Here is a 15447-nt window from a genome sequence, read left to right as displayed (position 1 = left end):
CGACGACGTCTACCGGGGAGGATTCCCATGTTCGGACAACGCGGCAGCGGCCTGCTCGGTCGCCTCTTCCGGCGCATCAACCGGCGCCGCCAGTGGCATCAGTTTCCCTTCCCCATCGCCGTGCTCAACCTCGTCGCCCTGCGCGGCAACCTGCGCTGGCACAATCTCCACGACACCGAACGCGAACGACCGCCCGACCCCGACAAGGGCAGCTTCGACGTGCGCGGCTGTCGCACCGCCGACGGCAGCTACAACGACCTGGCGGCCCCCTGCATGGGCAAGGCGCATACCCGCTTCGGGCGAAACGTGCCCATTGCCGAGACGTTCCCCGAGACCGGCGAGGCGTTGATGACGCCGAGCCCGCGGGTGGTGAGCCGCCGGCTGATGACCCGGGAGACCTTCACGCCGGCCACCACCCTGAACGTCCTGGTGCCCGCCTGGCTGCAGTTCATGGTCCATGACTGGTTCAGCCACGGCAGCAACGACGCCGAGGCGACACCCCACGAGGTTCCCCTCGACGCGGACGACGACTGGCCCTGGGAGCGCATGACGGTGCTTCGCTCGCGCCGAGATTCGACCCGCGGCGATGCCGACGAGGGCTTCCCGGCGACCTTCCTCAACACCGAGACCCAGTGGTGGGACGGCTCGCAGATCTACGGCAGCAGCCTCAAGCGCCAGCGCCTGGTGCGCAGCGACCCGGAGAGCGGCGAGCTGCTCCCCGACGGCAAGCTCTACCTGCGCCCCGACGGCCACCTGCCCCGTGACGAGCACGGCATAGAGCTGGCGGGGGTCAACGGCAACTGGTGGGTCGGGCTGTCGCTGATGCACACCCTCTTCGCCCGGGAGCACAACGCCATCGTCGACCGGCTGCGCATCGATCATCCGGATCGCGACGGCGAATGGCTGTTCCAGAAGGCGCGCCTGATCAATGCCGCCCTGATCGCCAAGATCCACACCGTGGAATGGACGCCGGCCCTGCTCGACACCCCGGAGCTGCGCCTGGGCATGCGCGCCAACTGGTGGGGCATCCTCGACGAGCACTTCTACCGCAGCCGTGGCCGGGTCAGCGACAGCGAACTGTTCAGCGGGATCGTCGGCTCGCCGGTGGACCACCATGCCGCGCCCTATGCCATCACCGAGGAATTCAGTGCCGTCTACCGCATGCACCCGCTGGTGCCCGACGACTTCGACTTCCGTCGCCAGGCCGATGACGCCCCGCTCAAGGCCTGCGGCCTGACCGAGGTCGCCGGCTCGCGCACCCAGGCGCTCTATGACGAGGTGCCGCTGGCTGACGCGCTCTATTCGCTGGCCACCAGCCACCCCGGCGCGCTGGTGCTGCACAACTTCCCGCGCCACCTGCAGCAGCATGACAAGCAGGCCCCCCACGAGCGCACCATCGACCTGGCCACCATCGACGTGCTGCGCGACCGCGAGCGCGGGGTGCCGCGCTACTGCCGCTTCCGCCGGCTGATCGACATGCCGGCCCCGGCGAGCTTCGCCGAGCTCACCGACGATCCCGAGTGGCAGCGCGAGCTGGAGGCGGTCTACGGCGACGTGGAGCAGGTCGACCTGCTCACCGGCTGCCTTGCCGAGACCCCGCCGCCCGGCTTCGCCTTCAGCGACACCGCCTTTCGCATCTTCATCCTGATGGCCTCCCGGCGCCTCAAGAGCGATCGCTTCTTCACCGACGACTACACCCCCGAGGTCTATACCCGGGCCGGCATGGCCTGGATCGACGACAACGGCCTGCGCACCGTCATCGCCCGCCATTTCCCGGAGCTGGCACCGCGGATGGAGGGCGTGCGCAACGTCTTCTTCCCCTGGTCGCGTAACTAGGTTTCGTAGATAGGGCCCGTGGCTAGCGTCGCGAGGCTAGTGCGGAGAGATAGGGAGGTACCATGGCCAGGCGCCTGAGCATTCCCGGCCTCCTCAACCTGCTGGAGGTGAGCGACGCCAGGGAGATCCGCCAGCTGGATGCCGAGCCTCGGCTGGACCGCCATCTGGCGCCCGCCGGCGGGCTGATCAATCGATGGCGCCTGGCCCGCCTGCGCCAGGCCTTCGTCTTCGACGGCGAGCCGCTGCCCGCCCTGCTGGCCCGCGAGGCGCAGGGGCGCGCGTCTCGCCACGCCGAGCTGGGGCGGCGTCTCGATGCGTATGCCGAGGCCTCGGCCTGGCACCGGGACCCGGCCTTCAAGACGCTGGTGGAGGCGGTGGCCGGCCAGGCCGAGGCCGAGGCGCTGGGACCCGCCGCCCAGGGACTGCTGGGCCGGCTGTTCCGCGACGAGTACCGCGCCGACGAGGCGAGCTATGCGGCCGCCCGGCTGCTCGACGCCTATCCCCGCATCAACGTCCTGCGCGCCCTGGGCCAACGGCTCACGGGGCGCCTGCGCCATGCCCGGCGGCTGCTGGCCGCGCGTGCCGGCGGCGAGCCGCTGGCTCTGCATGCCACCGGCATCGCCGTGCACAACCTGGTGGCCTCGCTGGCGGCGATGCGCGAGCTGTACGCCACGCCGCAGGCCCGCGGTCTCTCCCTGTCGGCGGTGCTGGGCCGCACCCTGGCGCCGCCGGAGACGCTGCTGCGCCGGGTAAGGAGGCCGCTGTCGACGCCCTGCGCGCCGCGCCGGCTCGAGCCCGGCGACCTGGTGGTGCTGCGCCTGGCGGCTGCCGCCCGGGGCAGCGGTGATCGCGAGCTGGCCTTCATGGGCGAGAGCTGGGCGCGCTGCCCGGCCCAGGGCTTCATCCTGGCGCTGCTGGCGGCGGTCTGGGAGCAGGCCATGGCGGTGCGGCAAGGAGGGCAAGGCGCATGAGCGAGGACGTCATCTTCACGCCGCTCAAGTGGCGCAACATCACGATCAAGAACCGCCTGCTGCGTTCCAACGTCTCCGGGCGCTTCGACAACGAGGACGGCAGCCTGACCCAGACCCGCATCAACTGGGAATGCCGCTTCGCCCGCGGCGGGGTGGGGGCCATCCTCTCCTCCTTCGTGCCGGTGCAGATGGAGGGGCGCATCGTTGCCGGCTACGCCACCATCCACCGCGACGACTTCATTCCCCTCTGGCAGCGCCTCGGCGAGGCGGTGCACCGCCTCGACTGCAAGTACATCCTGCAACTCAGCCACTCCGGCCGGCAGCGGGACCTGCCCGGGGTGCACAACCAGCATCGGCGGGCGCCCAGCGCCACCGATCGCAAGGAGTCGCTGCACGGCTTCCTGTGCCGCGCGATGAGCGGCCACGAGGTCGAGCGCATCGTCGAGGCCTTCGCGCGGGGCGCCTGGCGCGCCCGGGAGGCGGGGCTCGACGGCGTGGAGCTGCACGCCGCCAACGGCTACCTCTTCACCCAGTTCCTGAGTTCGGCGATCAACGACCGGCGTGACCGCTACGGCGGCTCGCTGATGAACCGGGCGCGCTTCCTGCTGGAGGTGATCGAGGCGGTCCGCGACCGGGTGGGGCCGGACTTCCACCTGCAGGTGAAGATCAGCGCCGTGGACCATAACGACGTGCTGCCCTGGGAGGGCAAGGGCAACAGCCTGGCGGAGACCGTCCAGGTCTGCCGCTGGGCCGAGACGGCCGGGGCCGACGCCCTGCACGTCTCGCTGGGCAGCCTCTTCCCCCATCCCCTGAACCCGCCCGGGGACTTCTCCTTCGAGACCATCGCCAGCACCTACGACACCATGCTCTCCGCCGGGGTCGACACCTTCCGCAACTACCTGCTGTTTCGCTACCCGGCGCTGCGCTGGATCTTCCGCTGGCTGTGGTTCCGCCACCGGCGCGGCCGCGAGGTGGAGGGGATCGGCCTGGACGAGGCGCGCGCCATCCGCGAGGCGGTGACCATCCCGGTGATCAGCACCGGCGGCTACCAGCGTGCCGCCCTGGTGCGCGAGGCCATCGCCTCGGGGGCCTGTGACGCCGTCTCCAGCGCCCGGGCGCTGATCGCCAACCCCGACCTGCCGCGCCAGTGGCAGGCGGGCCACGATGTGCCGGAGAACCCCTGCACCTTCTGCAACAAGTGCCTGCTCAACGCGCCCAAGAACCCGCTGGGCTGCTATGAGCTCGAGCGCTTCGACGGCGACCACGAGCGCATGCTCGAGTCCCTGATGGCCATCTACGAGACCCGGCCCGAGCTGCAGCTGCCGCCGGTACCGCCCGCTCGAGACACCAAGGCGCATACCCCGTGAGGCCGCCATGAGACGCCAGGAGCCCCCCGTCACCGCCGTGCAGGACGCGTCCCGCCGTCGCCGCCGGCGACGCCTGCCGCTGACCCTGCTGGCGCTGGCCGTGGTGGTGGCCGGTGTGCTGGTCCTGGCGATCGGCGTCCCCACCCTATGGCGCTACAGTGGCGAGTCGGTGCGCCACTATGCCGACCCGGAGGCGCACTTCCGCCACGGCTCCATCGGCAGCGAGCCGGAAAGCGGCCTGCCGGTCCGGCTGTGGCGGGTGTTGCCCGAGCTCTTCCCCGAGACGCTGGGCGAGGAGGGCTACGAGGCCTTCGGCTTCCTCTTCGCCCCGGGCGACAGCCTGGACGCGGGCGACCTGCCCATCGGCGTGGGCACCCGCGAGGTGCGCGGCGTTAAGCTGGGCTGGTTCAACTGCGCGGTGTGCCATACCGGCACGGTGCGCGAGTCCCCCGAGGCCGAGCCGCGGCTGGTCTCGGGCATGCCCGCCAACAACCTGGACCTCAACGGCTTCATCGCCTTCCTGCTGGAGATCGCCGATGACCCGCGGCTGGCGCCGGACAGCGTGCTCGGCGCCATGGAGGCGCAGGGCCAGGAGCTGGGCTGGGTCGAGCGCCTGGTGTGGCGTCATGCGGTGCTGCCCCGGGTGCGCGAGGGGCTGCTGGCGACCCGCGCGCGGCTCGCCCCGCTGCTGGCGGAGCAGCCGGCCTGGGGGCCGGGGCGGGTCGACACCTTCAATCCCTACAAGCTGATCCAGTTCGACATGACCCTCGCCGACCTGACGGCGGGCGAGCGGGTCGGCACCGCGGACTACCCGTCGATCTTCCTGCAGCGTCCCCGCCAGGGCATGGACCTTCACTGGGACGGCAACAACACCTCGCTGCAGGAGCGCAACCTGAGTGCCGCGCTCGGCGCCGGGGTCACCGAGCAGAGCGTCGACCACGCCGCCATCGAGCGGGTCGCCGACTGGCTGCTCGATCTCGAGCCGCCGCCGAGCCCCCACGACCCCGATGCCGAGGACGTGGCGGCCGGCAAGGCGCTCTACATGCGCCACTGCGCCGACTGCCACGGCTACCAGGAGGGCGAGCGCTACGTCTTCGAGGGCGAGCGGCTCGGCGAGGTGGTGCCCAACGCCACGCTCGGCGCCGACCCGGCGCGTCTGGACAGCTACACCGAGACGCTGCGTCGCTATCAGCTCACCCTGTTCGCCGATGACGAGCGCTACCGCTTCCGCCACTTCCGCAAGACCGACGGCTACGCCAACCAGCCCCTCGACGGGCTCTGGCTGCGCGCCCCCTACCTGCACAACGGTTCGGTGCCGACCCTGCACGACCTGCTGCTGCCGCCGGAAGCGCGTCCCACGGCCTTCGTCCGTGGCCTGGACGTGCTGGACGGCGACAAGGGCGGCTTCGTGGCCCCCGGCTGCACACCGGGGGCCTCCCTGGACGAGGGTTTCTGCTTCGACACCCGCCTGCCCGGCAACGGCAACCAGGGCCATGACTATGGCACCGGGCTGGCGGCGGGGGAGCGGACGGCCCTGATCGACTATCTGCTCACCTTCTAGCGGCCCACCGGCCAGGGAGCCTCGCTATGCAGACCTCAAACGACACGTTCCGGACCTTTCGACGGGTGATGCTGGCGGGCATCGCCCTCAACGTGCTGCTCGGCCTGTGGCTGTGGTGGTGGCCCGAGAGCTTCCTGGCGCTGATCCGCGCCGACCTGGCGGCCCCCCTCACCTGGCCCCGTTACGCCGGCCTGGCCATGCTGGCGCTGGGACTGCTCTACCTGCCGGCCGCCCTGGCGCCGCTGCACAACCGCCTGGTAGCGCTGCTGTCGATCCTGTTCCGGGGGGGCTTCGCGCTGTTCTTCCTGTTCGCCTCGGGGCTGCTGTGGCTACCGGCGCTCTACGAGGGGGGGCTGGCCGTGCTGCAGGGCGTGAGCTTCTGGCGGGGTTGGCGGGCGGACCTGATGGCCAAGCCCTAGGCTCTGTCCGAAAACTGGCTGCGCTCGGTCATACGGCGTTAAAAATCGACTCAAAGTACTCATTTACACCCCGTAAACTCCGTCTTTTCGCCGCTTTTTGCCTTGTCTGACCTTCGCTCGCCGACTTTTCAAACACAACCTGAGCCAACGCGAAGGGCCCGCGAACATTCGCGGGCCCTGCATCGCTATCGGGTGGCGGCACCCGGGCATTCATTGACCCTGGCGGCGATCACGCCGAGTCCGCCTCCCGGAAGTGCTCCCAGGCATGGTGGTAGAGCACGCCGGCATAGCCGTTGCGCTGCAGGATCTTGAGGATCTTTGCCGGGTCGCCGCCATCCAGGGCCTTGTGCAGTTTCGCCCGCTGCTCGTCATCGAGCTCCTCGTACCAGTGGAAAGGCTCGCCCTGAGCGTTGCCGTCCTCGGCCCTGCGCATCAGGTCGATCTCGATGCGCCCACCATGCCGATACAGGATGTCGTAGCCCTCCTGCAGGTGGGACGTCGGCACATCGCTCGGCTTCTCGAGGCCTTCCAGCACGTTGTAGTAGTAGTAGCTCAGCGGTTGCATATGGCTCCTCCAACGGTATGCCGTGGCTCATCCCTACTGGCCTGCTTCCCTGTTCTCCATCCTGCCTGAAGCGGGCCGGCCAGCTCAACGAAAAAATACACGCCATCCCGTACTCGAACTCCCCCGTCGCGACCCGGCAGCCGCGCGGGGCGACTTGCCGGAAAAACCTCCGGAAAGCTGCTCGGCTGGGGCCTGTTGGCCGCCTCGAGGGCGCCTCTCGCCGTGGGGGGGAAGGGAGCATTACCTGCTAGACTGGATCTTAGCCAGGGGATGCAGCGGGCGCTGTCCATGACCGGGTCATCGAAGAGCATGATCGGGTCATCGATGAGAGGGCCCACGGCAGAGCAGGATGGGGAAAAGGGGGGACTCGGCGGCTGATCTCTTGGCCGAGCTAAGGCGCCTGGCAGATTCCATCGAGAAGGAGGAGCTCCTCGAGATTCAGGTCGTGTGCAGAAGAGGTCCATTCGCCAGCATGGCAGAGGGACCTTATCAGCAGGGACCGGTCTATCCCCGTTACTCGGATGCCGTGTTTCTGAGTGGATGAATGCTTACCTGACGAGACACCTATGACAACTGCTACCTGGTTTATCCTGATCGGATCGCTGCTTCTGGTAGTAGGGTTCACATTTTCATATATCAAAAGTGTCCCGGTCACCTCTGCCATCGTGTATCTTGTTATCGGATGCATGGTTGGCCCAATGGGCTTCAGTCTTTTTCATTTCAACCCTCTGGAAGAGTCGGCGTTACTTGAACTCCTTACCGAAATTGCCGTCCTGATTTCCCTGTATTGTGCCGGCGTGAAAATGCCGGCGCCGGTGACCCTGAAGCGTTGGCGAAATCCCGTTCAGCTGGCGGTGGTTTCGATGGCGCTCACCGTCGGATTGGTGACACTCTTCGGCTACTACTGGCTCTCTTTACCGCTGGGAGCCGCGGTGTTGCTGGGTGCCGTCGTCGCACCGACGGATCCTGTCCTGGCCACCGAGGTTCAGGTTCGTCACGCGGATGACCCTGACGACCTGCGTTTTGCATTGACCTGCGAAGCCGGAATGAACGACGGCAGCGCCTTCCCTTTCGTGATGCTCGGCCTGGGGTTGCTGGGTCTGCACGATCTGGGCGATGCCGGCTGGCGGTGGCTGGCAGTGGATGTGCTCTGGGCAAGCGGCGCTGGTATCGGCATCGGTATCTTGGCGGGTGTTGGTGTCGGTTGGCTGGTGAACAAGATACGTGCCAGCGTGATGGGGACTACCTTTCTGGAAAGTTTTCTCGGCCTGGGCCTGATCGCATTCGCTTATGGCATCAGCTTGATAGTGGATGCCTGGGGCTTCTTGGCCGTGTTTAGTGCAGCGGTGGCTCTGCGCCATACCGAATTGAAGTTATCCGGCCTTCAACAAGAATACTCGGCACCTGCCGACACGCACCTTAATGGTGAGCCGCAAGCCGTTGCGCACGTTCATGTGAGCGAAAGCTCGCTGATCTTCAACGAACACCTCGAGCGGCTGGCGGAAATCGTGCTGGTGTTACTGATTGGGGGGGCGCTCTTCTGGGACTCCTGGAGTTGGCGGGCCGTGGGCTTCGCCGCCTTTCTGTTCTTTGTCGCCCGCCCGGTCAGTGTCCATCTGGGAATGCTGAGGAGCAGAGCCCCCGGGCGCTTGCGCCACCTTGCCGGCTGGTTTGGCGTTCGTGGCATTGGCTCGCTGTATTATCTGATGTATGCCATCCAACACGGATTACCAGAAGAGGTGGCACTGGAGTTGATACACCTGACCCTGGTGGTAGTTGCCTTGTCGATTCTGGTTCACGGGATCAGCGTAAAGCCGGCTATTTCACGATTTTGGCGTCCGCGAAAGCTTCGGCATTAGCGATCCCCCAATGCCAATGCCGTTGCACCGAGTCACGGGCTAACGAACCTGGCCGTTGACTGGCCTGCAAGCCTCGGCGAAGGAGACCAGGCGACGCTGTTCCTCGTCCCACAGCACGAGGCGTACCGACGCCAGGCTTTGCCGCAGGCTGACACGGCCTATATGGCGGAGTTCGGGATGGTCGTGCAGCACGTCGGACAGCCGGTAGGAGGGGATGCGGCTGCAGAGATGATGAACATGGTGGATCCCGATATTGGCCGTGAACCAGCGCAGGGGGGCCGGCAGGTCATAGTGGGAACTGCCGTGCAGTGCCGCCTCGTGGAACGTCCAGTCGTCGTCGTGCTCCCACAGGGTGTCCTCGAACTGGTGCTGGACATAGAACAGCCAGACGCCGATCGATGAGGCGAGCAGCGTGATGGGGAGTTGCACGAGCAGGAAGGGGATCATGCCGACCAGCCAGATCATGGTGGTGACGAGCAGCGCGATCGCCGCATTGGTGCTCATGGTGCTCAGCCAGGGCATCCAGCCTGCGCGCATGAAACCCACTGGCAGTCGATGGTCCAGGAGAAACAGGTACGTCGGGCCGACACCGAACAGCACCAGCGGGTGCCGGTACAAGCGATAGAGGAGCCGCTGCGTTCGCGGCAAGCCTCGGAACTCGCGCACGGTCAGGGTGTCGATGCCGCCGACACGCGGACGATCGAGATTGCCGGAGTGGGCATGATGGAGGGCATGGCTGTGTCGCCAGAGATCGTAGGGCGTCAGGGTCAAGACGCCGATGGCGCGGCCGACCCAATCATTGGCAGTTCGGGAACGAAAGAATGACCCGTGGCTGCAGTCGTGCTGGATCATGAACAGGCGCACGAGAAACCCCGCGGCGGGCACGGCGAACAACAGGCCAAGCCAGTAGCCGGCGCTCAGGGTGCCCCACATCAGGAGCCAGAGGGCGGCTAAAGGGATCACCGTGACCGTGAGTTCCAGGACGCTGCGCGCCAGGCGTGGCGTGCGGTACTCACCCAGGGCGCGCTTCAATGCCCGTGGCTCGGCGGTGATGTCGATAGTCGGGGCTTGGGAATCCATGTGCAGGCTCCTGACCGGACCCGACACGCCATTCTGGGCTCACTGCGGGACGCGTGTCTGGGGCTTGGGGAAGGGCGCTGCGACCCGCTCCCGCCTCGCCAACGGATCTGCATGCCCTGAGGCCGTAGGTTGGCATCCCTCACGCATGCTTTCTGTACGGTACCGCACGCATGTCGGGGCGTTCATCGACGTGGCTCGGCATGATCGCCTCTTGCGCACTGGCCATGGGCGCCATCATGGCCTTGGCCCGTCGAGCATCAGCGTATCGATGGCCCGGGCTCGCAGAGCAGTGTTCCGGCAAAGGTGGCACCGTCGGCGCTGTCGTCGGACAGCAGTTGCAGGTCACCGCCCATGGCCTCCATCAGCGAATGGCTGATGGCCAGGCCCATCCCCAGCCCCTCGGGACGGCTGGTGTGGAAGGGGGTGAAGATCAGCTCGCGAGCCGCGGTCGGCACGCCGGGGCCGCGGTCAGTGACCGTAAAGACGACCTCCCGCGAGCCCGTGCGCCGGGCGCGGATCGTCACCCGGTCGTCGTCGGGCCGGCCGCGGCTCGCCTCCAGGGCGTTGAGCAGGAGGTTGACCAGCACCTGCTCCAGGGCCACCGGGTCGGCCAGGACCCGGGGCAGGCCATCCTGGAGGTCGTGCTCCAGTGCCACGCCGGTCTGCTGGTACTGCCACTCGCAGAGCCGGCAGGCGGCGTCGATGACCTCATGCAGCATCACCGGCCGGGGTCGCGTCTGCCCCTTGCGCACGAAGGTGCGGATGTGGCGTAGCCGCTCGGCCAGGCGCTGGACCTGCTCGTTGATGCGCGTGAGGGGCAGGCGTAGCTCGTCGGCGGAGCGGGGCGGGTCGGCGGCGAGCTGCATCAGTGCCCCGCTGGCATAGTTGGCGATCGCCCCCAGCGGCTGGTTCAGCTCGTGGGCAATGTTGGACGCGAGCTCGCCGGTGGTGGCCAGGCGGTTGGCATGGGCGATCTGTTCCTGATGGCGGCGCTCCTGGGCCTCGGCGGCCTTGCGCAGGCCGATGTCGCGATTGAGCAGCGAGAGGTGGTCGGGTTCGGCGCCGGGCGCCGAGTGGGCCATCACCACGCTGAGCACCGGCACGGGCCCGTTCGGGCCGTGCATCTCGAGCTCGCCGCTCCAGGAGCCGTAGCGCGCCACGGCGGGCAGCACGACCTCGCGCAGTATCGCCAGGGCCTCCGGCGTGTAGGCCTGATCGAGGGGCGCCTCGCTGTCTTCCCGGAAGCGTCGTGACGGCCGCGAGAGCAGCCGGCGAGCGGCCTCGTTGGAATAGAAGATGCGCTCATGGCCGTCGACGAACAGCACATAGTCGGTGGTCGATTCCACGACCCGGGCCAGGCGCTCGCGGTGGGCCTCGATGCGGATGCGCCGACTCACGTCCCGGGAGACACAGAGGATATCGATCAGCTCGCCGGTGGCCGGGTCGCGGCGCGTGCGGCTGGTGGTCTCGAACCAGACATAGTGGCCATCCCTGGCCCTGAAGCGGTAGGTCTGCTGGTAGAAACCGTCGTGGTAGTAGACCCGCGGTGACTTGTTGAGCAGGTCGCTGAGGTCCGCGGGGTGGAAGAGGTCGTAGGCGCAGACGCCGATCAGCGCGTCGGGCTCGTAGCCGAGCAGGGCCCGGGCGGCCTGGGAGGCGTAGAGGAAGGTGCCGTCCCGGGCGTGGCGGGAGATCAGGTCGGTGGTGCTGTCGGCCAGCCAGCGGTAGTGGGCCTTCTCGGCCTCGAGGGCCGCATTGCGCGCTTCCAGCTCGGCGACGCGTGCCTGCAGCCGCAGTGTCTCGTCCATCGCCGCCTCGTCCGCCATCAGCGCGCCGGGTCCACCAGGCCGCCCAGCGAGGCGTTGCGCCGGAACCAGCCGGCGATGCTGGCCCGCGGCAGGCGGGTGGGCAGCACCTCATGGGGCACGCTGTCGGAGAGGAAGCAGGCGAAGGTGCCGGCCTCGGGGCGTACCCGGGCCACTTCACGCGCCGAGTCGTCCGCGGCGAAGATCACCATCTCGCCGCCGGCGTCGGCGGGCCATCCGGGGTTGAGGTAGCCCACCGTGGAGACCACCCGGTTGGCACGGCCACGGAAGCTGTCGAGATGTCGCCGGTAGAAGGCACCGGGCGGATAGTGGGCGAAGTGCGCCTCGTACTCGAAGAGGCCCAGGAAGAGCGCCCGGTTGAGCTCCTGCTGCAGCTCGCCCATGGCCTCGAGGTAGCGGCGGCGGGCCCGGCTCTCGCGGTCCAGCCAGCGAATGGCATCACCGCGGATGTCCCGGCGCAAGGCATGCTCCTGGCCGCGGCCGATGCCGGCGGCGTCCAGGGCCTCCTGCTCGGCCATGGCGCCGAGCTCCTGGTACAGTTCGGCGCACAGGTCGGCGGGGATGAAGGCCTCGCCGACGTACCAGCCCTTCTCCACCAGGGCATCGACCAGTTCGGCCAGCCGTCCGCGGGGCAGGTCGGTGGCGAAGGCGTTGCGCTGCATCATGGCCGGGTGACTCCGCGCTCGGGGAGATAGAGCAGCTCGCCCGGTGGGCGCTCGAAGAGGTTGATCGGCATGGCAAAGCCCTCGGCGAGCAGTTCCACCAGCATCATCGCGGAGAGCCCCCAGATCACGTGGCCATCGATGCGGTAGCTGGGCACGTAGTAGTCGCGGCCATCCACCCGGATCACGTCGGTGTGGGTGCGCTGGTCCTCGAGGAAGTGCGACAGCGGCACCTCGAAGATGGCGTCGAGCTCGCCGGGATCGGGGACGAGTGACAGGTCGGGCGGGATCAGCCCCACCCAGGGGGTGACGCGCAGGCCATGCAGCGAGACCACGTCCGAGAGCCGGCCGAGCAGTTCCACGCGCTCCGGCGGCAGGGCGATCTCTTCCCGGGACTCACGCAGCGCGGTGGCCAGCAGGTCGCTGTCCTGCGACTCGCGCTTGCCGCCGGGGAAGGCCACCTGGCCGCTATGGGTATTGAGATGGTCGGCACGGCGGGTGAACAGCAGGGTCGGCTCGGGGCGGTCGACGATGGGCAGCAGCACCGCGGCCTCGGGCAGGCGCAGGCCGACCCGGCGTGGCCGGTGTGCTTGCAGGCGTTCGCGAAGGTTCTCTAACATGGGGTTTCCATCGGGTTTGATTCCTTCTACTCGGCCGCCTTGAGCGGCGTCAAGCCCTGACCGGGTGGCCGTCATGCCACCCGCCAGCCTGCCAGGGAGCGCCATGAACTTCTGCAGTCACTGTGGCCATACCGTGCGCTTCGCGATTCCCGACGGGGACGACCGGCCGCGCTACTTCTGCGACGAGTGCGGCACCATCCACTACCAGAACCCGCGGATCGTCGCCGGCACCCTGCCGGTGAGCGGCAGCCGGGTGCTGCTGTGCCGCCGCGCCATTTCCCCGCGCAAGGGCTACTGGACCCTGCCGGCGGGCTTCATGGAGAACGCCGAGACCACCGTCGAGGCGGCCGCCCGCGAGACCCGCGAGGAGGCCTGTGCCGAGGTCGCGATCCATGGGCTCTATACCCTGATCAACCTGCCGCACATCGACCAGGTCTACATGATCTTCCGTGCCGATCTCGCCGGCGGCTTCGAGGCGGGGCCCGAGAGCCTCGAGGTGGCGCTGTTCGAGGAGCACGAGATCCCCTGGGATGAGCTCGCCTTCCCCACCATCGAGCGCACCCTGCGCCACTTCTATGACGACCGGCGGGATGCCACCTTCCCGCTGCATGTCAGCGACATCACCGCCGAGGATCGCGAGCGCTACTTCGGCAGCGCCTAACCCCCCTCAATCCCGGTCGATGGTGAAGGGCGACCAGGTCTGGCGCGTCGGCATCACCTCCAGCCGGTTGATGTTGATGTGGTCCGGCAGCGTCGCCACATGGAAGATCTGCTCGGCGATGTCCTCGGCCTGCAGCGGCGTGGTGCCCTGGTAGAGGGCATCCGAGGCGGCCTGGTCGCCCTTGGTGCGCACCAGGGTGAACTCGGTCTCGGCCATCCCCGGCGAGATGTCGGTGACCCTGACCCCGGTACCCTTCAGGTCACAGCGCAGGTTGTAGCCGAACTGCTCGACGAAGGCCTTGGTGGCGCCGTAGACGTGGCCGCCGGGGTAGGGCCAGTTGCCGGCCACCGAGCCGATGTTGATGATGCTCGCCCCGGCGCCGGTGGCGATCAGGCGCGGCAGCATGGCATGGGTGACGTTGACCAGCCCGGTGACGTTGGTGTCGATCATGGTATGCCAGTCGGCGAGGTCCACCTCCTGGGCCGGCTTGGGGGCCAGTGCCAGGCCCGCATTGTTGACCAGGCAGGTGACCTCGCGAAACTCGGCGGGCAGTGTCTCGACCGCGCGGGCTACCGCCTCGGCATCCCGCACGTCCAGGGTGAGGGTCAGCACCTCCACGCTGTCGCTGAGCTCCTGCTCGAGTGCCTCCAGGCGCTCGCTGCGGCGGCCGGTGAGAATCAGTGACCAGCCATCGGCGGCGAAGCGGCGGGCGGCGGCGCGGCCGAAGCCGGACGTGGCACCGGTGATCATGGCGATGGGCATGGGGACTCCTCCTCGAAGAATGGTGTCTCGAACCCCGCATCATAGGCCGGGCGGCCAGGCGTCTCCAGTGGTCGGGCGTCCCGGCGCATGCTCCGACACCTGGCATTGTGCCGGGAGGCGGCCCCGGTATCATGGAAGCCGGACCCGGGCGGAACCAGGAGACCAAGGTCATGGACAAGTTCGAACGCAAGCTGGACCAGGCCGCACGCGCCGCCTGGATGTCCTATGTGGGGGGCATCACCCAGGACGAGATCGCCCAGCAGCTGGGGGTCTCCCGCCCCGGGGTCCAGCGCCTGCTTGCCCTGGCACGCCAGGAGGGGCTGATCAAGGTACGCATCGATCATCCGATCTCGGCCTGCATGGCCCTGGCCGCGGCGATCCGCGACCGCTATGGCCTCGACTACTGCGATGTGGTGCCGGCCGAGCCGGACGCGCCCGACGGCGCCGCCTACTACCTCGCGGCAGCCGGCGCGGAGCGCATCTCCCGCCTGGTGGAGCGCAGCGAACCCCTGACCCTGTCGCTGGGCACCGGGCGTTCGGTGCGCGCCACCGTGGAGGCCATGAGCCGCCATGACCGCCCGCAGCACCGTTTCGTCTCGCTGGTCGGCAACGTGGCACGTGACGGCTCCGCCAACCGCTATGACGGCGTGGTGGTGCTGGCCGACAAGACCGGCGGCGAGCGCTTCCTGCTGCCGACCCCGGTGGTGGCCGACTCGGTGGAGGAGAAGCAGGCCATGCTCGGCCAGCGACTCTTCCAGGCCATCACGGAGGTGGCCAGGCAGGCGGAGGCGGCCTTCATCGGCGTGGGGCGCATCGACCGACAGGCGACCCTCTTCCAGGACCACTTCATCGGCCAGAGCGACCTCGAGGAGCTGCTGCGGCTCGAGGCCGTGGGCGAGCTGCTGGGCTGGCCACTGGACCGCGAGGGTCGGGTCATCGACTGCTCCATCACCCGTCGGGTCACCAGCCTGCCGCTGGAGATGCTGCGCGACCAGCCCCTGGTGGCCCTGGCCGGTGGCCGGGAGAAGGCGCCGGCGTTGCTCGCCGCGCTGCGGGGTGGCTGGCTGAAGGGTCTGGTTACCGACGAGACGGCGGCGCGCTGCATCATCGAGCCGTCGTGATGCGGTGCATCATCCTTAACCACTGATTCTTTGGGCCAAAGTCTAAGAGCGAATCTTTGCTTTTTGTGGCGTCGTGATCGATCATTTGTTCGGAGTTTGATCAATATGATCAGTATAACAATGCCAAGACGTCCCTA

The 15447-nt window shown here is 68.1% G+C and carries 14 protein-coding genes; 8 read left to right on the top strand and 6 right to left on the bottom strand.

The genetic code is table 11. The features are described from left to right. Positions 1-27 precede the first annotated feature (27 nt). The 5 genes from P8934_RS13080 (at position 28) to P8934_RS13060 (ending at position 6154) form a co-directional block, all read left to right on the top strand. Positions 28-1836: a peroxidase family protein gene (locus P8934_RS13080; protein ID WP_278031426.1), complete on the top strand. Its 1809-nt coding sequence runs from the start codon at positions 28-30 to the stop codon at positions 1834-1836. Positions 1837-1898: 62 nt separating this feature from the next. Next, positions 1899-2807 (top strand): hypothetical protein, encoded by a 909-nt coding sequence (locus P8934_RS13075; protein WP_278031425.1) that lies wholly within the window; start codon positions 1899-1901, stop codon positions 2805-2807. Then, entirely contained in the window at positions 2804-4174 is a 1371-nt protein-coding gene (locus P8934_RS13070; RefSeq protein ID WP_278031424.1) for an NADH:flavin oxidoreductase, read from the top strand. The genes P8934_RS13075 and P8934_RS13070 overlap by 4 nt, the downstream gene beginning before the upstream one ends. Before the next feature lie 7 nt (positions 4175-4181). Next, positions 4182-5735, top strand: a complete 1554-nt coding sequence (locus P8934_RS13065; protein ID WP_278031423.1) for a cytochrome c — start codon at positions 4182-4184, stop codon at positions 5733-5735. A 26-nt stretch (positions 5736-5761) separates the two neighbouring features. Then, a complete protein-coding gene (locus P8934_RS13060) occupies positions 5762-6154 on the top strand; it encodes a hypothetical protein (RefSeq protein ID WP_278031422.1) in 393 nt (130 codons plus the stop codon). Between the two features lie 229 nt (positions 6155-6383). Here P8934_RS13060 and P8934_RS13055 read toward each other — a convergent pair whose 3' ends face one another. Beyond that, positions 6384-6719, bottom strand: a complete 336-nt coding sequence (locus P8934_RS13055; protein WP_278031421.1) for a hypothetical protein — start codon at positions 6717-6719, stop codon at positions 6384-6386. A 566-nt stretch (positions 6720-7285) separates the two neighbouring features. Between P8934_RS13055 and P8934_RS13050 the strand changes: the two genes are divergently transcribed. Beyond that, positions 7286-8578 carry a cation:proton antiporter gene (locus P8934_RS13050; protein ID WP_278031420.1) on the top strand — a complete coding sequence of 431 codons (1293 nt, stop codon included), beginning with the start codon at positions 7286-7288 and terminating at the stop codon, positions 8576-8578. Positions 8579-8617: 39 nt separating this feature from the next. On the opposite strand, the gene P8934_RS13045 is transcribed toward P8934_RS13050, so the two are convergent. The 4 genes from P8934_RS13045 to P8934_RS13030 all read right to left on the bottom strand — a co-directional run bounded on the left by P8934_RS13045 (position 8618) and on the right by P8934_RS13030 (position 12766). Next, positions 8618-9658: a fatty acid desaturase gene (locus P8934_RS13045; RefSeq protein ID WP_278031419.1), complete on the bottom strand. Its 1041-nt coding sequence runs from the start codon at positions 9656-9658 to the stop codon at positions 8618-8620. Between the two features lie 257 nt (positions 9659-9915). Further along, on the bottom strand, positions 9916-11466 hold the full coding sequence (locus P8934_RS13040; protein WP_278031418.1) for an ATP-binding protein: 1551 nt from the start codon (positions 11464-11466) through the stop codon (positions 9916-9918). 17 nt (positions 11467-11483) lie between these two features. Beyond that, complete coding sequence (locus P8934_RS13035) at positions 11484-12149, bottom strand: 2OG-Fe(II) oxygenase (RefSeq protein WP_278031417.1); 666 nt, start codon at positions 12147-12149, stop codon at positions 11484-11486. Continuing rightward, complete coding sequence (locus P8934_RS13030; RefSeq protein WP_278031416.1) at positions 12146-12766, bottom strand: CoA pyrophosphatase; 621 nt, start codon at positions 12764-12766, stop codon at positions 12146-12148. The genes P8934_RS13035 and P8934_RS13030 overlap by 4 nt, the downstream gene beginning before the upstream one ends. 103 nt (positions 12767-12869) lie before the next feature. On the opposite strand from P8934_RS13030, the gene P8934_RS13025 reads away from it, so the two are divergent. Then, positions 12870-13427 carry an NUDIX hydrolase gene (locus P8934_RS13025; protein ID WP_278034041.1) on the top strand — a complete coding sequence of 186 codons (558 nt, stop codon included), beginning with the start codon at positions 12870-12872 and terminating at the stop codon, positions 13425-13427. Between the two features lie 6 nt (positions 13428-13433). Here P8934_RS13025 and P8934_RS13020 read toward each other — a convergent pair whose 3' ends face one another. Then, the gene (locus P8934_RS13020) at positions 13434-14189 is read right to left on the bottom strand and encodes an SDR family NAD(P)-dependent oxidoreductase (protein ID WP_278031415.1); all 756 of its coding nucleotides are present in this window, start codon (positions 14187-14189) and stop codon (positions 13434-13436) included. Positions 14190-14359: 170 nt separating this feature from the next. Between P8934_RS13020 and P8934_RS13015 the strand changes: the two genes are divergently transcribed. Further along, the gene (locus P8934_RS13015; protein WP_040185839.1) at positions 14360-15310 is read left to right on the top strand and encodes a sugar-binding transcriptional regulator; all 951 of its coding nucleotides are present in this window, start codon (positions 14360-14362) and stop codon (positions 15308-15310) included. Positions 15311-15447 lie beyond the last annotated feature (137 nt).

The organism is Halomonas sp. CKK8 (assembly GCF_029625235.1).
In the GTDB taxonomy this organism is placed as follows: Bacteria; Pseudomonadota; Gammaproteobacteria; order Pseudomonadales; family Halomonadaceae; genus Halomonas; species Halomonas ventosae.
The sequence above is the reverse complement of the archived record's forward strand: the minus strand, read 5'-3'. Positions and strand labels throughout refer to the sequence as shown.